This window comes from Rhodococcus sp. KRD175, from assembly GCF_017168275.1.
In the GTDB taxonomy this organism is placed as follows: Bacteria; Actinomycetota; Actinomycetes; order Mycobacteriales; family Mycobacteriaceae; genus Rhodococcoides; species Rhodococcoides fascians.
Window position 1 is genome coordinate 582033 of sequence record NZ_JABFAQ010000004.1, and the last position, 17179, is coordinate 599211.

At 64.1% G+C, this 17179-nt stretch carries 20 protein-coding genes; 13 read left to right on the forward strand and 7 right to left on the reverse strand.

Going from position 1 to position 17179, the window contains the following annotated elements; all coding sequences use genetic code 11:
* Positions 1-3: 3 nt before the first annotated feature.
* The 6 genes from J1M81_RS07240 to J1M81_RS07265 are packed head-to-tail and all read left to right on the forward strand — an operon-like array spanning position 4 to position 5937.
* Positions 4-1035 (forward strand): TIGR03842 family LLM class F420-dependent oxidoreductase, encoded by a 1032-nt coding sequence (locus tag J1M81_RS07240; protein ID WP_206497826.1) that lies wholly within the window; start codon positions 4-6, stop codon positions 1033-1035.
* The gene (locus J1M81_RS07245) at positions 1032-1967 is read left to right on the forward strand and encodes an ABC transporter permease (RefSeq protein ID WP_032401257.1); all 936 of its coding nucleotides are present in this window, start codon (positions 1032-1034) and stop codon (positions 1965-1967) included. Before J1M81_RS07240 ends, J1M81_RS07245 begins: the two co-directional genes overlap by 4 nt.
* On the forward strand, positions 1964-2743 hold the full coding sequence (locus tag J1M81_RS07250) for an ABC transporter ATP-binding protein (protein WP_032401258.1): 780 nt from the start codon (positions 1964-1966) through the stop codon (positions 2741-2743). Before J1M81_RS07245 ends, J1M81_RS07250 begins: the two co-directional genes overlap by 4 nt.
* On the forward strand, positions 2740-3483 hold the full coding sequence (locus J1M81_RS07255; RefSeq protein ID WP_032385076.1) for an ABC transporter permease: 744 nt from the start codon (positions 2740-2742) through the stop codon (positions 3481-3483). Before J1M81_RS07250 ends, J1M81_RS07255 begins: the two co-directional genes overlap by 4 nt.
* A gap of 12 nt (positions 3484-3495) precedes the next feature.
* Entirely contained in the window at positions 3496-4632 is a 1137-nt protein-coding gene (locus J1M81_RS07260) for an ABC transporter substrate-binding protein (RefSeq protein WP_155288768.1), read from the forward strand.
* Positions 4633-5937: an aspartate aminotransferase family protein gene (locus J1M81_RS07265; RefSeq protein WP_032373996.1), complete on the forward strand. Its 1305-nt coding sequence runs from the start codon at positions 4633-4635 to the stop codon at positions 5935-5937.
* 103 nt (positions 5938-6040) lie between these two features.
* Here the strand turns inward: J1M81_RS07265 and J1M81_RS07270 are convergent, their stop codons facing one another.
* Positions 6041-7423 carry an FAD-binding oxidoreductase gene (locus J1M81_RS07270; RefSeq protein ID WP_206497827.1) on the reverse strand — a complete coding sequence of 461 codons (1383 nt, stop codon included), beginning with the start codon at positions 7421-7423 and terminating at the stop codon, positions 6041-6043.
* Between the two features lie 232 nt (positions 7424-7655).
* Here J1M81_RS07270 and J1M81_RS07275 point away from each other — a divergent pair, with 232 nt between their 5' ends.
* A complete protein-coding gene (locus tag J1M81_RS07275) occupies positions 7656-7967 on the forward strand; it encodes a hypothetical protein (protein WP_032373995.1) in 312 nt (103 codons plus the stop codon).
* A 23-nt stretch (positions 7968-7990) separates the two neighbouring features.
* On the opposite strand, the gene J1M81_RS07280 is transcribed toward J1M81_RS07275, so the two are convergent.
* Together J1M81_RS07280 and J1M81_RS07285 are read right to left on the reverse strand one after the other, a co-directional pair.
* Positions 7991-8635 (reverse strand): Type 1 glutamine amidotransferase-like domain-containing protein, encoded by a 645-nt coding sequence (locus J1M81_RS07280; RefSeq protein WP_032373994.1) that lies wholly within the window; start codon positions 8633-8635, stop codon positions 7991-7993.
* Entirely contained in the window at positions 8632-9072 is a 441-nt protein-coding gene (locus J1M81_RS07285; RefSeq protein ID WP_167327484.1) for an HIT family protein, read from the reverse strand. Before J1M81_RS07285 ends, J1M81_RS07280 begins: the two co-directional genes overlap by 4 nt.
* Positions 9073-9326: 254 nt before the next feature.
* Between J1M81_RS07285 and J1M81_RS07290 the strand changes: the two genes are divergently transcribed.
* From J1M81_RS07290 to J1M81_RS07300, 3 genes are read left to right on the forward strand one after another with little or no spacing between them, the layout of a single operon-like run.
* Positions 9327-10445, forward strand: a complete 1119-nt coding sequence (locus J1M81_RS07290; RefSeq protein ID WP_032365557.1) for a Re/Si-specific NAD(P)(+) transhydrogenase subunit alpha — start codon at positions 9327-9329, stop codon at positions 10443-10445.
* The gene (locus J1M81_RS07295; protein ID WP_027497943.1) at positions 10445-10768 is read left to right on the forward strand and encodes an NAD(P) transhydrogenase subunit alpha; all 324 of its coding nucleotides are present in this window, start codon (positions 10445-10447) and stop codon (positions 10766-10768) included. The genes J1M81_RS07290 and J1M81_RS07295 overlap by 1 nt, the downstream gene beginning before the upstream one ends.
* Positions 10768-12189 (forward strand): NAD(P)(+) transhydrogenase (Re/Si-specific) subunit beta, encoded by a 1422-nt coding sequence (locus tag J1M81_RS07300; RefSeq protein ID WP_027497942.1) that lies wholly within the window; start codon positions 10768-10770, stop codon positions 12187-12189. The genes J1M81_RS07295 and J1M81_RS07300 overlap by 1 nt, the downstream gene beginning before the upstream one ends.
* Positions 12190-12226: 37 nt before the next feature.
* Here the strand turns inward: J1M81_RS07300 and J1M81_RS07305 are convergent, their stop codons facing one another.
* Positions 12227-12940, reverse strand: coding sequence for a hypothetical protein (locus J1M81_RS07305; RefSeq protein WP_206497828.1), 714 nt, complete (start codon positions 12938-12940; stop codon positions 12227-12229).
* 587 nt (positions 12941-13527) lie between these two features.
* Here J1M81_RS07305 and J1M81_RS07310 point away from each other — a divergent pair.
* Together J1M81_RS07310 and J1M81_RS07315 are read left to right on the forward strand one after the other, a co-directional pair.
* Positions 13528-13854, forward strand: a complete 327-nt coding sequence (locus J1M81_RS07310) for a hypothetical protein (RefSeq protein ID WP_206497829.1) — start codon at positions 13528-13530, stop codon at positions 13852-13854.
* Between the two features lie 107 nt (positions 13855-13961).
* The gene (locus J1M81_RS07315) at positions 13962-14987 is read left to right on the forward strand and encodes a phosphotransferase family protein (RefSeq protein ID WP_206497830.1); all 1026 of its coding nucleotides are present in this window, start codon (positions 13962-13964) and stop codon (positions 14985-14987) included.
* Between the two features lie 2 nt (positions 14988-14989).
* Here J1M81_RS07315 and J1M81_RS07320 read toward each other — a convergent pair whose 3' ends face one another.
* Positions 14990-15466 carry a thioesterase family protein gene (locus tag J1M81_RS07320; protein WP_027497940.1) on the reverse strand — a complete coding sequence of 159 codons (477 nt, stop codon included), beginning with the start codon at positions 15464-15466 and terminating at the stop codon, positions 14990-14992.
* A 173-nt stretch (positions 15467-15639) separates the two neighbouring features.
* Here J1M81_RS07320 and J1M81_RS07325 point away from each other — a divergent pair, with 173 nt between their 5' ends.
* A complete protein-coding gene (locus J1M81_RS07325) occupies positions 15640-16386 on the forward strand; it encodes a GntR family transcriptional regulator (protein ID WP_308051241.1) in 747 nt (248 codons plus the stop codon).
* A 2-nt stretch (positions 16387-16388) separates the two neighbouring features.
* Here J1M81_RS07325 and J1M81_RS07330 read toward each other — a convergent pair whose 3' ends face one another.
* Both J1M81_RS07330 and J1M81_RS07335 read right to left on the reverse strand, forming a co-directional pair.
* Complete coding sequence (locus J1M81_RS07330; RefSeq protein ID WP_119650556.1) at positions 16389-16853, reverse strand: PTS glucose transporter subunit IIA; 465 nt, start codon at positions 16851-16853, stop codon at positions 16389-16391.
* Entirely contained in the window at positions 16850-17080 is a 231-nt protein-coding gene (locus J1M81_RS07335) for a glucose PTS transporter subunit EIIB (protein ID WP_027497937.1), read from the reverse strand. The genes J1M81_RS07330 and J1M81_RS07335 overlap by 4 nt, the downstream gene beginning before the upstream one ends.
* Positions 17081-17179: the final 99 nt, after the last annotated feature.

Here is a 17179-nt window from a genome sequence, read left to right on the forward strand (position 1 = left end):
GCCATGGACATCGGGGTGGTGCTGCAGTGCAATCCGCCGGCGTCGCGGGTGATCGATCTGGCCAGACAGGCCGAGACACATGGGTTTTCACACGTATGGACGTTCGATTCGCATCTGCTGTGGCAGGAACCGTACGTCATCTACAGTCAGATTCTGGCCGCGACCAGGCGTGTGACCGTGGGTCCGATGGTCACCAATCCGGCTACCCGCGATTGGACCGTAACGGCGTCGACGTTCGCGACACTCAACGACATGTTCGGCAATCGAACCGTCTGCGGCATCGGTCGGGGTGATTCCGCGGTGCGCGCTCTCGGAGGGAAGCCGACAACGCTTGCCTCGCTTCGAGACTCGATCGAGGTGATCCGAAATCTGGCCAACGGGCGCAGCGCCCGGGTGGGTGAGACGACGGTGCAGTTCCCGTGGGCGGAGCATTCGACGCTGGAGGTGTGGGTCGCGGCGTACGGACCGAAAGCCCTCGAGCTCACCGGGCAGGTAGCGGACGGATTCATTCTGCAATTGGCAGATCCGGATATTGCTGCGTGGACGATCGGCCGAGTGCGTGCTGCGGCCGAGCAGGCGGGCCGAGATCCGGATTCGATCTCGATCTGCGTGGCAGCTCCCGCCTACGTCACCGACGGTACCGAGGCCGGGCTCGAACATGCCCGCGATCAATGTCGTTGGTTCGGTGGGATGGTCGGCAATCACGTCGCCGATATCGTCGCACGCTACGGCGGTGACGGCGGCGGTGTTCCGCAGGCACTCACCGACTACATCGCGGCGCGCAAAGGGTACGACTACAACGAGCACGGTCGAGCCGGAAACTCGCACGCAGAATTCGTTCCGGACGAGGTGATCGACAGGTTCTGCCTACTGGGCACCCCGGCCGATCACATCGCCAAGCTGAAAGAGCTGGAGACACTCGGCGTCGACCAGTTCTCGGTCTACCTCCAGCACGATGCCAAAGCGGCGACGCTGGAAGCGTACGGAGAGAGCATCATTCCGCAGATTCGCACATCTGTGACGGCTACGTCGTGACGGGTGTTCTCGATCAGGCGGCGGTGGTGACACCGAGTCCTGCCCGCTCGGCGCGAGGGCTTCGTCGTCCGGCCATGGCAGTAGCGGCGGTCGTGCTGTTGCTGGTGTTGTGGGAGCTGGTGAAATTGCTGGTCCCCGAAAACGGCGTCAGTGTCGGTGGCGTGCGGGTGTTGCCGCGCACCGACGACGGCGCTCTGCCGCATGTGTGGTCGGTATTGGCGGCGCTGACCGAGCCGGAAGTGAACGTCGCCGGGGCGCGCAGTGTCGGCGCTGCGATCGTGTCCAGCGGACTGTTCACGTTCGGGCTCGCGGTACTCGGGTTCGCGCTGGGTGCCGTCGTCGGACTGGTGCTGGCTGTCGCGATGCAACGATTCGTGTGGGTGGAGCGGTCCGTCTTGCCCTACGTGATCGTCTCGCAGACGGTGCCGCTGATTGCGCTGGCACCGCTCGTCGCCGGCTGGGGCGGGAAGATCGCCATCGGCGGGTATGCCTGGCAGCCGTGGATGAGCATCACCGTCATCGCGTCGTATCTCGCGTTCTTCCCGGTGGCGGTAGGGATGTTGCGCGGGCTACGTGCACCCGACCGGGCGTCCCTGGATCTGATGCACAGTTACGCAGCCGGATGGTGGACCACTCTTCTGCGGCTACGGCTCCCGGCCTCGGTGCCGCACCTGATACCGTCTCTGCGGCTGGCTGCTGCTGCCGCTGTGATCGGTGCAGTCGTTGCCGAGATCTCGACCGGAACCACCGGCGGTATCGGCAGGCAGATCATCGTGTTTTCGCAACAGGCGACGGGCGATGCGTCTCGTCTGTACGCAGCTGTCCTGGGTGCAGCGGTGCTCGGACTCGTGGTCACCGGATTGGTGGCCCTGCTCGATATCGCGCTCGGTCGATACGCAGGCCGTACTCCTGCACGAAGGGCGGATTCATGACCGTGTATGCCGTCCACGTCGAGAGCGTCGGTAAGACGTTCGACGGGGGAGTGACGGCGCTGGAGAATGTGTCGCTGTCCATCGCTCCCGGCGAATTCGTCTCCCTGATCGGACCTTCCGGCTGCGGCAAGTCGACGCTGCTTCGCGTCATCGCAGATCTCGAGCAACCCACCTCCGGTGCGGTGTCGGTGTTCGGTCTGACGGCGCGGCAAGCTCGCGTCGAACAGAAGTACGGCATCGCATTTCAACAGGCAGGACTGCTCGAGTGGAGAACGGTGCAGTCGAACGTTGCACTGCCGCTCGAGCTGCACAAGGTGTCCAAACGAGAACGGGCCGAACGGGTACGTGAACTGCTCGACCTCGTGGGACTCACCGATTTCGCCGACAGCTTTCCCAGCCAGTTGTCCGGGGGCATGCAGCAACGCGTCGCGATCGCTCGTGCACTGGCCCGAACACCGGGACTGTTGCTGATGGACGAACCGTTCGGCGCACTCGACGAGATGACACGCGAGAAGATGCAGAACGACTTGTTGCGCATAGCCGAGGAGTCGAGCGCAGCAGTGGTGTTCGTGACCCACTCCATTCCCGAAGCGGTGTATCTGTCCGATCGAGTGGTCGTGATGTCTCCCCGGCCGGGGAGGATCGTGGACACACTCAGGATCGACACCTTCGGCTCCGACGGGGACCCGCGTCAATCGACGGAATTCTTCGCCGCCATCACCTCGGTTCGGGATGCGCTGCACGGGCGCATGATCCGCGGTGCGGATCTCCGATGAAACTCTGGCTTCCGCCGGTGGTGTTCGGCGTTGTCGTGCTCGGATTGTGGCAGCTGCTGACCGTCGCCGCCGGGGTACCGTCGTTCCTGCTGCCGTCACCCAGTGCGATTGCCGAACAGTTCGCGCGCAACGCCGCGAACATCGGATCGGCAAGTGTGGCAACCGGAACCAATGCTCTGATCGGACTGGTCGCAGGATCTGTTCTCGGTCTTCTCGCAGCGGTGGTGGCCGTTCGCCTGCGGATCGTCGATGAGCTCCTGACCCCGTTGGCGGCGGGTGCGGCAGCGGTTCCCATCGTGGCCCTCGCTCCGGTGTTCAACTCGATGTTCTCCTCGACGACCGATCTACCGCGCCGCCTCGTGGTGACCATCGTCGTGTTCTTTCCGGTATTCGTCAGTGCCGCAAAAGGACTGCGTCAGGTATCGCCGGTACACCACGACTTGATGACGTCGTACGCGGTCGGCGGCTGGCAGTTCACGCGGATCGTTCGTCTCCCGTCCGCGGTGCCACACATCTTCACCGGGTTGCGGGTTGCTGCTCCGAATGCTGTCATTGCTGCCATCATCTGCGAGTACTTCGGTGGATTGCAGAACGGTTTGGGGTCGCGGATCACGTCCGCCGCGGCGAATACGGCCTATCCCCGGGCGTGGGCCTACGTAATGGGTGCCATTGCAGTCGGGTTGCTGTTCTTTCTGGTTGTCCTGTTGCTGGAGAAGCTCGTGTCCCGGCGTCGTACCTAGGAGAAGTCGAACGTGAAGATCACTCGAATCCCCCGACCCCTTGTCGTCGTCGCCATGGCGCTGGCTGTGGTTGCCTCGGCCTGCAGCACCACCACGACCGACACCGATACCGGTGCCGACGGAAGCACCACGATCAAGCTGCAATTGCAGTGGTTCAAGCAGGGTCAGTTCGCGGGCTACCTCGCGGCCGTCGATCAGGGTTTCTACGCCGAGCAGGGCCTGAACGTCGAGATCCTCGACGGCGGAACGGATATCGTTCCGCAGACCGTGCTGGCGCAGGGGCAGGCCGATTACGCCGTCGCGTGGGTGCCGAAAGCGCTCGCGTCGCGCGAGGCAGGGGCCGGCATCACCGACGTGGCGCAGATCTATCAGAAGTCGGGCACCTTGCAGGTCTCGTTCCAGGATCAGAACATCGCGTCACCCGCCGACCTTCGCGGCAAGACCGTCGGAAACTGGGGCTACGGCAACGAATTCGAGTTGTTCGCAGGCATGACCAAGGCGGGCGTGAGTCCGTCCGACGTGACGCTGGTGCAGCAGCAGTTCGACATGAACGGTCTGTTGTCCGGCGATATCGCTGCGGCACAAGCGATGTCGTACAACGAGTACGCGCAGCTGCTCGAAACCGTGAACCCCGCAACGGGTGCGCTCTACACCGCAGATGATTTCACGTCGCTGAACTGGAACGACGACGGTGTCGCGATGCTGCAGGACGCAATCTGGGCCAATACCGACAAGCTTTCCGACGAGGCGTACCAGGATCAGACCGTCAAATTCCTGGCGGCATCAATGAAGGGCTGGATCTTCTGCCGAGACAACGTCGAGAAGTGCCGCGACATCACCGTCGCTGCGGGGTCCACACTCGGCGCGAGCCATCAGCTCTGGCAGGTCAACGAAGTCAACAAATTGATCTGGCCGTCGGGTAACGGCATCGGGATGATCGACGAGGCCGCCTGGCAGCAAACCGTGGACATCGCGAAGACCACGAAGAACGCCGAGGGTTCGACGGTGCTCACCGCCGATCCCGACGCGGAGGCGTACACCAACGAGTACGTCACGGAGGCGCTTGATTTGTTGAAGGCCGACGGTGTGGACGTCACCGGAGAGTCGTACGCTCCGATGGAGGTCACACTGGAGGAAGGCGGCAAGTAGATGGATCACGTGTTCTACTCCTGGTCGGCGCAGGCCGAACTGAACCCGATCACCGTCGAGGGTGCCGAGGGGTCGTGGTTCTGGGACGACAAGGGCAATCGGTACCTGGACTTCTCGTCCCAGTTGGTCAACGTCAATCTCGGGCATCAACACCCCGACGTGGTGGCCGCCATCGTCGAACAAGCCCAGGTTCTGACGACCATCTCTCCGACCGTGGCCAACAACAAGCGCAGTGAACTCGCTGCTCTGATCGCCGAACGCGCTCCGGGTGATCTGAACCGGGTGTTCTTCACGACGGGCGGTGCCGAAGCCGTCGAGCATGCGGTGAGGCTGGCGCGCCAGCACACCGGACGCACGAAGATGCTTGCCGCATACCGCTCGTACCACGGCGGAACCGGAGTCGCTATCGGTCTCACCGGCGAGCCGCGGCGATGGGGTACCGAGCCGACCAACGTCGACGTCGTACGCTTCTTCGGGCCGTACCCGTACCGGTCGCCCTGGGGCACAACGACTCCCGAGGACGAGACAGCGGCAGCGCTGGCACACCTCGAACAGGTCATCGTGCTCGAAGGCGCGCAGAACATCGCCGGACTGATCCTGGAATCGGTCATCGGTACCAACGGTGTGCTGATCCCGCCGCCCGGATATCTGGCCGGCGTTCGGGCACTGTGCGACAAGTACGGGATCGTCTACATCGCCGACGAAGTGATGGTCGGGTTCGGGCGAATCGGCGAATGGTTCGCGTGCCAGGCCTGGGATGTGACACCGGATCTGATCACCTTCGCCAAGGGCGTCAACTCCGGATACGTGCCCCTCGGCGGGGTCGTGATCTCGGAGAAGATCGCCTCGCAGTTCGACCACAAGCCGTATCCGGGCGGCTTGACCTACTCCGGTCACGTCCTCGGGTGTGCCGCGGGTGTGGCATCCATCGGAGTGTTCGAGCGCGACAAGATCCTTCCGCACGTGCGTCACGTCGGCGAGGACGTACTCGGTGCGGGCCTGTCCAAGCTGGCCGAATCTCATCCCAGCGTGGGCGAGGTGCGCGGCAAGGGATTCTTCTGGGCCGTCGAGCTGGTCAAGGACGGCACGACGCGGGAGCCGCTGGTGCCCTTCGCCGCGTCGGGCAAGGATGCGGCGGCGATGGGCACCGTCACCGCCGCGGCGAAGTCACGGGGTCTGTGGCCCTTCGTCGCAGGCAACCGTCTGCAGATCGCACCGCCACTGACGACGACCGAGGACGAGATTCGTCAGGGACTGGAAATCCTCGACGAGGTATTGACGGTGGCGGACGGGTTCACCGTCTGACTCGGGGTCGTGCGCGGAAACTCGACCCCTGCTACGAGGCAGGAGTGGAGCCTGCGGAACGACCCGAAAACACTGCGTGCACGTGCGGCGTCAGCCGCTCTGATCAGAGCACAGCACCGGGGTTGAGGATTCCGGCCGGATCGAGAGCGGTCTTGATTCGCCGGGTCAGTTCCATGACGTCTTCGCCGACTTGATCGGGCAGCCAGGCCTTCTTGAGGCGCCCTACGCCGTGTTCGCCGGTGATGGTGCCGCCCAACGAAATTGCCAGATCCATGATGGCTCCGAATGCGACGTTGGCGCGACGGGTCATGTCGGCGTCCTCGGGATCGAACACGATCAGCGGGTGGGTGTTGCCGTCTCCCGCGTGCGCGATGACGGCAACCAACACGTCGTATTTCTTCGACAGTTCGGCGATCCCGTCGACGAGAGCCGGGAGGGCAGGGAGCGGAACACCGACATCCTCGAGCAGCAGGCTGCCGAGTCGTTCGACCGCCGGAATGGCGAATCGCCGTGCGGCAGCGAAAGCCTCACCCTCGTCGGGGTCGTCGGTGGTGAAGACATCCGAGGCACCGGCCTCGGTGCACGCTGCGGCCATGATCTCGATCTCTCGCCCTCGATCGGCACCGGGGGAGTCGGACCGAGCGATGAGCATCGCAGCTGCCTCGCGGTCGAGTCCCATGTTCATGGCATCTTCGACGGCACCGATGGACGCACGGTCCATGAACTCGAGCATCGACGGCCGCAGGGTACGGGTGATGGCCAGAATGGCAGTCGTCGCATCGTGCACGGAGGCGAACGAGGCAACCACGGTGCTGGCCGGAGGTTGGGCCGGGATCAATCGAAGAGTGATCTCGGTGATGATGCCCAGGGTGCCCTCGGATCCCACGAAGAGCTTCGCAAGGGACAGTCCGGCAACGTCTTTCAGGCGTGGTCCGCCGAGTCGGACGGCAGTACCGTCGGCGAGGACGACCTCGAGTCCGAGAACGTAGTCGGTGGTGACGCCGTACTTCACGCAGCACAGCCCGCCGGCATTGGTGGCCGCATTGCCGCCGATGGAGCACATCTCGAACGACGACGGATCCGGTGGGTACCACAGGCCGTGTTCGGCGACTGCTTTCTTGACTTCGGCGTTGAGCAGTCCGGGTTGTACGACGGCTATGCGGGTCACCGGATCGACGGTGATCTCGCGCATCAGCTCGGTGGTGAGCACTATCCCGCCGTCGACGGCCGTGGCACCACCGGACAGACCCGAGCCGGCCCCGCGCGGGACGACCGCCACCGCGTGTTCGGTGGCCCACCGCATGACGGCTCTGACGTCGTCGGTGGACTGCGCGCGGACCACGGCCAATGGGGTACCCGCGTCGGGGTCCTTGGCCCAGTCGCGTCGGTATCCCTCGGTGATGTCGGGGTCGGTGACCACGGCACCGGCGGGAAGCAGCCCTTCGAGCTCGCTCAGGTGGGCATCTGCATCGGTAGTCAGCGACATCCGGTTCTCCTCACGTCGTACATGTGACCGTCGCCACTCGAGTCTGTCACGACTCGCAGTGGGGCGTGAACGAGGACGCCGCTGGGATTGTCCGAGTCGCATCAGTAACACCAGCCCCAGGCGTTACCAGATCGATGCGTCGTCGACACGCAATGTTGTAGTTCGCAGCGCTAGCGTCCAGCGCAGCGCATCTCGCACCCCATGCGGTGCGGGTCGACAAGGAGGCTGCACGATGATCGATCCCGGAAGTGACTCCTGGAACTATGTGGCGGCGATGTTCTCGTACGAATTCCTCGGGGGCGGAGTCGAATACGACACCATCGAGCGCATTCACCGCGGCGAGGTCGACGAGTGGGTGCACGCGTTGCTGAAATCCGGGATGTTCGAGAGCGCGACCGTCGTGGCCATCGCCGACTCGTGGCGTGCAGCACCCCGCCGACTGTTCGACATGCTCGTCCTCGACGCCGACGAAATGACTGCTCGCCGTTGCTCTCTCGCGTGGTCGTCTCTCGACCGGCTCGCGCCGCTCGCTCGCCTGGGCTGATCGCGGGTCACACGGATCACGGATCACGCACCCAGAATTGTCGTCCCGGAGTCGTCGACCACGATTGCCTGGCTGTCGGTCAGTCCGTGAGTTTCGATTCCCTCGCGTCGCAGACGGCGCAGCGTCGCCCATCCCGAATCCTGCTCGTCCAGTACGGAATCGAGATGCGGGACGACGGAGAAGTCGACGAGACCGAGCCCGCTCCACACCGGATCGATGCCTGCGATCGGCCGTACCTCGTTGGGGTCGTCGGCATCCTCGACTCCGGCCAGTGACGGCGCAGCGACGCACGCTCCCGCGCTGTACCCGCCGTAGGCGATGGTGTCGGCCCGAACGCGCCCGCGGATGACCTCGTCCGCACCGGAACGAGCCATCTGAGCGCGCAACACGAACGTGTTGCCACCGCGGACCCAGACTGCGTCGAACGCTGCCAGGGCGCGCTCGAATGCGGCCGGTCTCCCGGCGAAATCGCGCAGATCCAACTCCGACGGCCGGTATCCCAACGCGCGCAGGGGTCCGAACTCGCTGCGGAGCGAGGATTCGCGGGCGGTGGCGGGCCAGGCATCGGCCGCATTGGCGATGACCGCGAGATCGGCGGGCGGGCCGGTGAGGCGGGCGAACTCGTCGGAATGGCCGCCGAATCGATACGAAGACAAGAACAACCTCACGAGGTCTGCTCCCCGGCGACCCTGGCCATTCCGGATCGAATTGCCTCGGCCACCCGTTCGGGTTCACGCAGGCGACGGGTGACGAACCCCGCCGCGAACTTCAGTCGGTCGCGGTCCCAGCGCGGCACCACGTGTAGATGCAGGTGAAAGACGGTCTGGAATGCGGCGACGCCGTCGTTGATCACCAGGTTTGCACCGTCGGCGCGGAGGTCGGACTCGCGCACTGCGCGCGCCAGCGTGTGCCCGACGCGGAAAACCTCGGCAGCTGTCTCCGGTCCGGTGGAGGTCAGGTCTGCGGAATGCTCGCGCGGAACCACCAGAACGTGGCCCCTGCTGATCGGTCGAATATCGAGAAAGGCGACGGTGTGCTCGTTCTCGAACACGCGGTGGGCAGGTGCGTCGCCGGCGACGATGGCACAGAAGATGCAAGATTCCACGATTGTCACTGTAAGGTCCGATCATCACGGATAGACCTGTATGGCGTGCATCACAATTGCTCGCCCTGTAGTCGCGAAATGTCGAAACGGACTCGATTCAGAACGAATCGGACTGTGTTCTGGGTTACCCGCGCTCCATTACCTGTGGCTACTATCAGGAACCTCGTGCCTTGTCGCATGGGTTCGTCCACTCGTCGCAGATTTCGAGCCATTGGCCGATCGGTGGGCACCATTCAACGCAGGAAGACGGAGATTTGGATACATCGCAGAGCACTGAAAAGGGTTCGGGATCCACGACGGTCGTCGGTGTGGTCCGCGAATCGGGGGAAGGTGAGCGACGTGTCGCTCTGGTCCCGAAGATCGTTGCCGCGCTCACGGGCAAGGGTGTCGAGGTCGTCGTGGAATCGGGTGCCGGACTCGGCGCTCTGATCCCGGACGAGCTCTATGTCGCAGCCGGGGCCACGATCGGCGATCCCTGGGGCTCGGAGGTCGTGGTCAAGGTCGCGCCGCCCACCGACGCAGAGATCTCGAGGCTGAAGTCGGGCTCGACGCTCATCGGTTTCCTCGCCCCACGCAATGCCGAGAACAGCATCGGCGCGCTGAAGGCCGCCGGAGTACAGGCGTTCGCGGTCGAAGCCATTCCGCGTATCTCCCGCGCTCAGGTAATGGACGCCTTGTCTTCTCAGGCGAACGTCGCCGGGTACAAGGCCGTTCTGTTGGCCGCGTCGGAGTCCACGAGGTTCTTCCCGATGCTGACCACCGCCGCCGGAACGGTCAAGCCGGCGACTGTGCTCGTTCTCGGTGTCGGTGTGGCCGGCCTGCAAGCCCTTGCCACCGCGAAGCGTCTCGGTGGTCGACCCACCGGCTACGACGTGCGACCGGAGGTAGCCGACCAGGTCCGTTCCGTCGGCGCGCAGTGGCTCGATCTGGGGATCGATGCTGCCGGCGAAGGCGGCTACGCGCGTGAGCTGACCGAGGACGAACGCGTCCAGCAGCAGCGTGCCCTGGAAGAGGCGATCAAGGGATTCGACGTCGTGATCACCACGGCGTTGGTGCCCGGCCGTCCCGCACCGCGTCTGGTGACGGCCGCGGCAGTCGAGGGCATGAAGCCCGGCAGCGTCGTGGTCGACCTGGCCGGCGAGACCGGCGGAAACTGCGAACTCACCGAGCCCGGCCAGACCGTCGTCAAGCACGACGTCACCATCTGCTCGCCGTTGAACCTGCCTGCCACGATGCCCGAGCACGCCAGCGAGCTGTACTCGAAGAACATCTCGGCTTTGCTCGAGCTCATGCTGGTCGACGGCGCACTCGCTCCGGATTTCTCCGACGAAGTGCTCGCCGGTGCCTGCGTGACACGTGAGAAGGAGAACTGATGTACACCCCGCTTCTCGCGAACATCGCGATCCTGGTGTTGTCCGGGTTCGTCGGTTTCGCGGTGATCTCCAAGGTGCCGAACACCTTGCACACCCCGCTGATGTCGGGAACCAACGCCATCCACGGCATCGTCGTGTTGGGCGCGTTGGTCGTCCTCGGAAAGGTGCACGACCCGTCCATCGGACTGCAGGTCATCCTGTTCGTCGCGCTGGTGTTCGGAACCGTCAACGTCATCGGTGGCTTCGTGGTCACCGACCGCATGCTCGGCATGTTCAAGTCCAAGCCGGTGCCCGCCAAGACCTCGAAGGGTGCTGACTCCTGATGGACAATCTCGTCAACATTCTCTACATCGTCGCCTTCGGCATGTTCATCTACGGTCTGATGGGTCTGACCGGACCGAAGACCGCCGTGCGGGGCAACCAGATCGCCGCCGTCGGCATGTTCATCGCCGTGGTGGCCACGCTGATATCCATTCGTGACACCGGTAACTGGATCCTGATCATCGTCGGACTCGTCGTCGGCGTCGCGCTGGGAATCCCGCCTGCGCGACGGGTGAAGATGACGGCGATGCCGCAGCTGGTGGCTCTGTTCAACGGCGTCGGCGGTGGCACGGTCGCACTGATCGCGTGGGCCGAGTTCCTCGACACGTCCGGATTCTCGAACTTCAACCACGGAGAGTCGCCGACGGTGCATATCGTCATCGGCTCACTCTTCGCGGCGATCATCGGTTCCATCTCGTTCTGGGGCTCGCTCATCGCCTTCTTGAAGCTGCAGGAAACTCTGCCCGGCTCGCCCATCACCATCGGTAAGTTGCAGCAGCCGCTCAACGCTCTGCTGCTGATCGGCGCTGTGGCCGCTGCAGTGGTCATCGGCATCAACGCCACTCCGGGCGGCGGCGTGTCGCAGTGGTGGATCGTCGCGGTTCTCGTACTGGCAGGCATCCTCGGTCTCACGGTGGTACTGCCCATCGGCGGCGCGGACATGCCGGTCGTCATTTCGCTGCTCAATGCTCTGACCGGTCTGTCTGCTGCGGCTGCGGGTCTGGCGCTCAACAACACCGCGATGATCGTGGCGGGCATGATCGTCGGCGCGTCCGGCACGATCTTGACCAACCTGATGGCCAAGGCCATGAACAGGTCCATTCCGGCGATCGTCGCAGGTGGATTCGGCGGCGGCGACGCGGCTGCAGGCCCGGCCGGTGCAGGCGGGGGAACCGCCAAGGCGACCTCGGCGGCAGACGCAGCGATCCAGATGGCCTACGCCAACCAGGTCATCGTCGTGCCCGGCTACGGCCTTGCCGTCGCTCAGGCACAGCATGCCGTCAAGGACATGGCCAAGTTGCTGGAGTCCAAGGGTGTCGAGGTCAAGTACGCCATTCACCCCGTCGCCGGTCGCATGCCGGGACATATGAACGTGCTGCTCGCCGAGGCCGACGTCGCGTACGACGCGATGAAGGAAATGGACGACATCAACGACGAGTTCTCACGCACCGACGTCACGTTGGTCATCGGAGCGAACGACGTGACCAACCCGGCGGCGCGCAACGATCCGTCGAGCCCGATTCACGGGATGCCGATTCTCAACGTCGATCAGTCGAAGTCGGTCATCGTCCTCAAGCGGTCGATGTCGTCCGGCTTCGCCGGAATCGAGAACCCACTGTTCTTCGCGGAAGGCACGTCGATGCTGTTCGGCGACGCAAAGAAGTCGGTGTCCGAGGTGACCGAGGAGCTCAAGGCCCTCTAGTCGGTCGCCTTCTCGGCCCGGATGGGACGCTTCCGTGTCAACGGAAGCGTCCCATTCTGCGTTGGGCTACGAGGGCAGCGGTATCGAACGGGTTTCGAGCCTCGCGGGCAGCGGCTGCCGGTGAGAAGAGCATCACCACCGAGCACGCCGGCCACCACACGCCCGTGATCAGCAGTGCGCTGACAATCCCGACGGGGGAGACGGACCCGACGACCAGTTGTGCCGCTCCGACAGCGAGGGCGGCGACGGTTCCGAGCCCGAGGATCATCGGCCGCCACGTGGCCGATGCCACCATCGACGCGGCCCCCACGAGCGCTGTGACAGCGACGAGCTGCCCGCTCGGAAGGTCGGTGGCCGTTGTCGACGACGCCGCGAGGTGACGCACCAGGGCTGTGGTCACTTCCGCGCCGACGACGCAGGCAATCACCACCCCGATGCCGTAAGGCAGTTTTCGGACCAGGGCGACAACGGTGAGGGCGGCGAGGACGGTCAGCACGGCGGTGACGTCGATCGTGCTCAGTGCTCGCGAGGCCAGGGCGGCAGCCGGGCTCGTGGAGACGGGCCACACCGGTGCCATGTTCGGCACCCACATCAGTAGTACCGACAAGAGCGCCGCACAGAGGCCCGACACCGTCAGCCGGGTGCGGATCGCCCGTCGGTGCGCTCGCTCGCTCCTGTCCGCCGAACGGCTCTCGTTGCCGGCTCCACGGGGTGACCGGATCGGTCCGCTGTCGAGACTCGGTGATCGCATGGACGCCAGACTGCCGCAGTCGGCTGAGCGTGAGGTGTGAACATCGTGGGAGCCGGCTGAGCATCTGCGGTAACGGTCGGATCACGACGAATAAGCGTCGATTCCTTGTTGTAGCCGCAACCCAGTGAAGGGAATCTGTCAAATTCCTCGGGTTCGCTAACTGACGAAAAACCGAGCCGAAAGTAGAATTCGACCCTGCAACCAACCGATCGGTCGGAGTGTGTGGTGCAGTGCGGTGTAGAGGAGGCTACTCGACTGCGGCTCCGAGTAGTTGCTCTCGAGTGTCGCACCGCGCCTACCTGGACTTTTGTGCGGAGTTTGTCTCCTGTCACAGTATTTTGAAATGCGAACTATGAATTCGTTGCAAGTCGTTGATCGGATGGGCCGATCTGTGTGACTATGGTCACATAGTCCAGTTCACCCTGGGCGAGACCGTCGAAAAGGGCGTAGTTTCAGCCGCATCGGAAAACCGTATTCCCCCGTTACGGCCAAGTTGGTAACGATCTGAACACGGTCTTGTCGGCTCATTGCAACTCGTGAACGGGCACTCGACACCAACGGAAGTCGAAAACTCGAAGGAGAAGAACATGACCGCAATGTCGCAGGGGCAGCTCGATATGGTCCGCGCGTTCTTTTGCAACGAGTTCCAAGCGGACTCGCTGGACCGCACGGTGATGCCGGAGCCCACGGCCGACGCCGTGGCCGAATGGATCGACGCGCTGTCCACCAGTGGACTGTTCGCGCCCGCCGAGGTGCACAACATCTCGTCCGTCTGGTGCGCGGAGCCCGAGTCGATGACCGCACTGCTCGTCGGCGAGATCGACGAAATCGCCGTCAGGCGGCACGAGGCCTCGGTTCCGGCCGCTGCCGTCGCAACGCCGGCGCTGATCTCCGCGTTCGGTCGCGCCAGCTGACCGTCCGTGCTCGTGCCACCGGCATCCGGTGGTGCCACTTCGTTACGATCACCCGAACCGGTGATGTCCGTCGGCAACGGTGCCGCACAACGAAGTGAGGGTTTTGTATGGGCGTGGTGGGCTTGGACGAAGATGCAGTGTCGGCGTGGATCGCGGAGCTGGGGATAGGCGCAACATCGCCGCTCTCGTTTCAGCGCATCGGTAACGGCCAGTCCAACCTCACGTATGCGGTTCGCGACGCGGGCGGCAGTGCGTGGGTCCTTCGTCGGCCGCCGCTGGGCACGTTGTTGGCGTCGGCTCACGACGTCGTGCGAGAACACCGGATCCTCTCCGGTCTGCAGAATTCGCCGGTCCCCGTGCCGAAAATGATTGCTATCACGCAGGATCCAGCCGTTTCCGACGTCCCGTTGGTTCTGATGAGTTTTGTCGACGGGGTCGTCGTCGACTCCGTGTCGGCTGCCGAACAGTTGGACCCCGATCAGCGTCGACGTGTCGGATTCGGTCTGACCGCGGCGTTGTCCGACATTCACCGTGTCGATCTCGAGTCGTCGGGTCTTGCCGACCTCGCCGGCCGCAAGCCCTACGCTGCGCGTCAAATCGCGCGGTGGACCACGCAGTGGGATTCCTCCCGAACCCGGGAGGTTCCTGGGATCGATTCGCTCGCAGCACGATTGACGGCCAAGATCCCCGAGCAGCACGAGGTGACGCTGGTTCACGGCGACTTCCATCTGAGCAACGTCATCACCGCTCGAAACGACGGCCACGTAATTGCCGTTGTCGATTGGGAGTTGTGCACGCTCGGAGACCCGTTGGCGGATCTGGGTGGTCTGCTCGCCTACTGGCCTCAGGCGGACGACGGGGTTGCCGGTCCTTTCATGGCATCGACACTGCCCGGTTTCCCTACCCGGGCGGAGCTGGTCGAGTCCTACGCGCACAACACGGGCCGCGATGTGGCCGATGCCGGATTCTGGGAAGTGCTGGCGCTGTGGAAGTTGTCGATCATTGCCGAAGGTGTGATGCGTCGGATGGAAGCCGATTCACGCAACCGCGCCGTGGGCGGCGCGCCGACCACCACGCTGATCGACGACATCGTCACCCGAGCGCTGCAGCGCGCCGACGAAATCGGGCTCTAGATTCAGGCGTCTACTGACGTTCCGATCACCAAAGTGCGTGCCGCGGTTTCGATTTCGGAGGGAATGGGGACGGGACGGCGGGAGTTCGCGTCGACGTAGACGTGAACGAACCGTCCCCGAGCGGCCAATGTCAGTGCGTCGTCCTCGGCTTCGCGAAACAGTGCCAGCGAGTAGACGATACTGCGAGTGCCCAGCTTTTCCACCGCCAGACCGACCTGAAGGCGATCCGGGAAACTGAGCTCGGAGAGGTAGCGGCACGAGGTTTCTGCCACGACGCCGATCGCGGGGAGAGTCCTGATGTCCACACCCGTCGTTTCCATCAGCCACCCGTTGACGGCGGTGTCGAAATACGCGTAATACGTGACGTTGTTGACGTGACCGTAGTGGTCGTTGTCGTCCCATCGGGTCGACACCGGCCACAGCGCCGGGAAATCCGACGCATTCGACAATTCCACGCTGTCCTTCGGCGACTCCGTCATGGCACGACGCTAACCCGTCGCCACGTCGGCAACAAACGCGACCGGATTCGAGGCATCGGGGAGCTGGGTCCGGGCGAATGCTTCCTCGGCATCGCCGTCGTGACGTAGTCTTTGGTTGGACCGGACCAGTCCGTACCGCTGGTTCTGCGAGTGATCGAAAGGCCGGCGCAGTGGTGATGCCCGTACACCTGAGGGACAGTCAGATCCCGAAGCACGAACAGCTGCGCGCAATCCTGTTGCACCGCTGCACCAAGGAGCTTGCGCCGGGGGATCTGATGCCGAGCGAGCGTCGGTTGATGGAGGACTACGGCGTCAGTCGCATCACGGTGCGCGAGGCGATAGGGCAGCTCGTCAACGACGGGCATCTGGTTCGGGTACGTGGGAAAGGGACGTTCGTTGCTTCTCGTACCGTGCAGTCGCGGTTGCACCTGGCGTCGTTCTCCGAGGAGATGCGTGCCCAGGGGCTGACGCCGACGACGGTGGTCCTGTTCGCGCGACTCGAAAAGCCCTCGGCAGCAACGATTCGTGCTCTGGGCCTGGTCGACGGTGATCGGACGTACCACATCAAACGGCTACGGCTGGCCGATGCCGAGCCGGTCAGTGTCGACGACGGGTGGTACCGGGCCGAACTCCTTCCGGGGCTGATCGACCACGATCTGAGTCAGTCGGTGTACGAGGCCGTGCGCAACCACTACGGCCTGACCATCGATCGAGCCGAGCAGACCGTCAAAGCGACAGCCGCCGACAGTGACACCTCCACGCTGCTGGGGACCAAACGCGGCGCACCGGTGCTGTACTTCGACCGAGTGTCGTTCAGCGGCGACGAACCGATCGAGCACACGGAGAGTTGGTACCGGTGCGACCGGTACCAACTCTCGATGGAGGTGCAGGGGGAGCGGCGCACCACGCAGCGCCGCTAGGCTCAGGGCAACACGAACAGCGAGTCACCCTGTGCCACCGAGGTTCCGACGGCCGCGCTCGTGACGGCATCGGGCTCGGAGTCCATCAGGACCACGGGAATCACGTCGGAGTATCCGGCCTCCGCGATCGCCGCAGGGTCGTAGGTGATCACGAGATCGCCGGACTGGACCCGATCGCCCTCTGCTGCAACGAGTTCGAAACCCTCGCCCTTCATCTTCACGGTGTCGATGCCGATGTGCACCAGCACTCCCGCCTTGTCGTCGGTGAACACGACGAACGCGTGTGGGTGGAGTTTGAGGATCTTGCCGGCTATCGGAGACCGCACCTCGACGGGCCCGCTACCGGCCGCCGGGCGCACGGCGACCCCGGAGCCCACCATCTGTGAAGAGAAGACCGGGTCGGGGACGTCGGCGAGCGAGATGACCTGACCGGCAACAGGACTGGAGATCGTCGAGGTCCCGCTCACAGAATGTCGCCGATGTCCTCGGCGAGGGTGTCGGCCTCCGGGCCGACGATGACCTGCACGGCTGTCCCCTTGTGGAACACTCCGTGCGCACCGGCTGCCTTGAGCGCAGCCTCGTCCACCAGCGACCCGTCCTTGACCTCGGTACGGAGCCGGGTGATGCACGCTTCGATCTCTACGATGTTGTCGGCACCGCCGAGGCCCTTCACGATCGCGTCCGCCTTGGCCATGTTCTGTTCCCGCTTCCTTCTCGTGTGCAGTGGTGTCGGCGAGGTCACATCTCCGGGTTGACATGAGGTCGTCACCTGGCCAAACTACAACTGGTAATG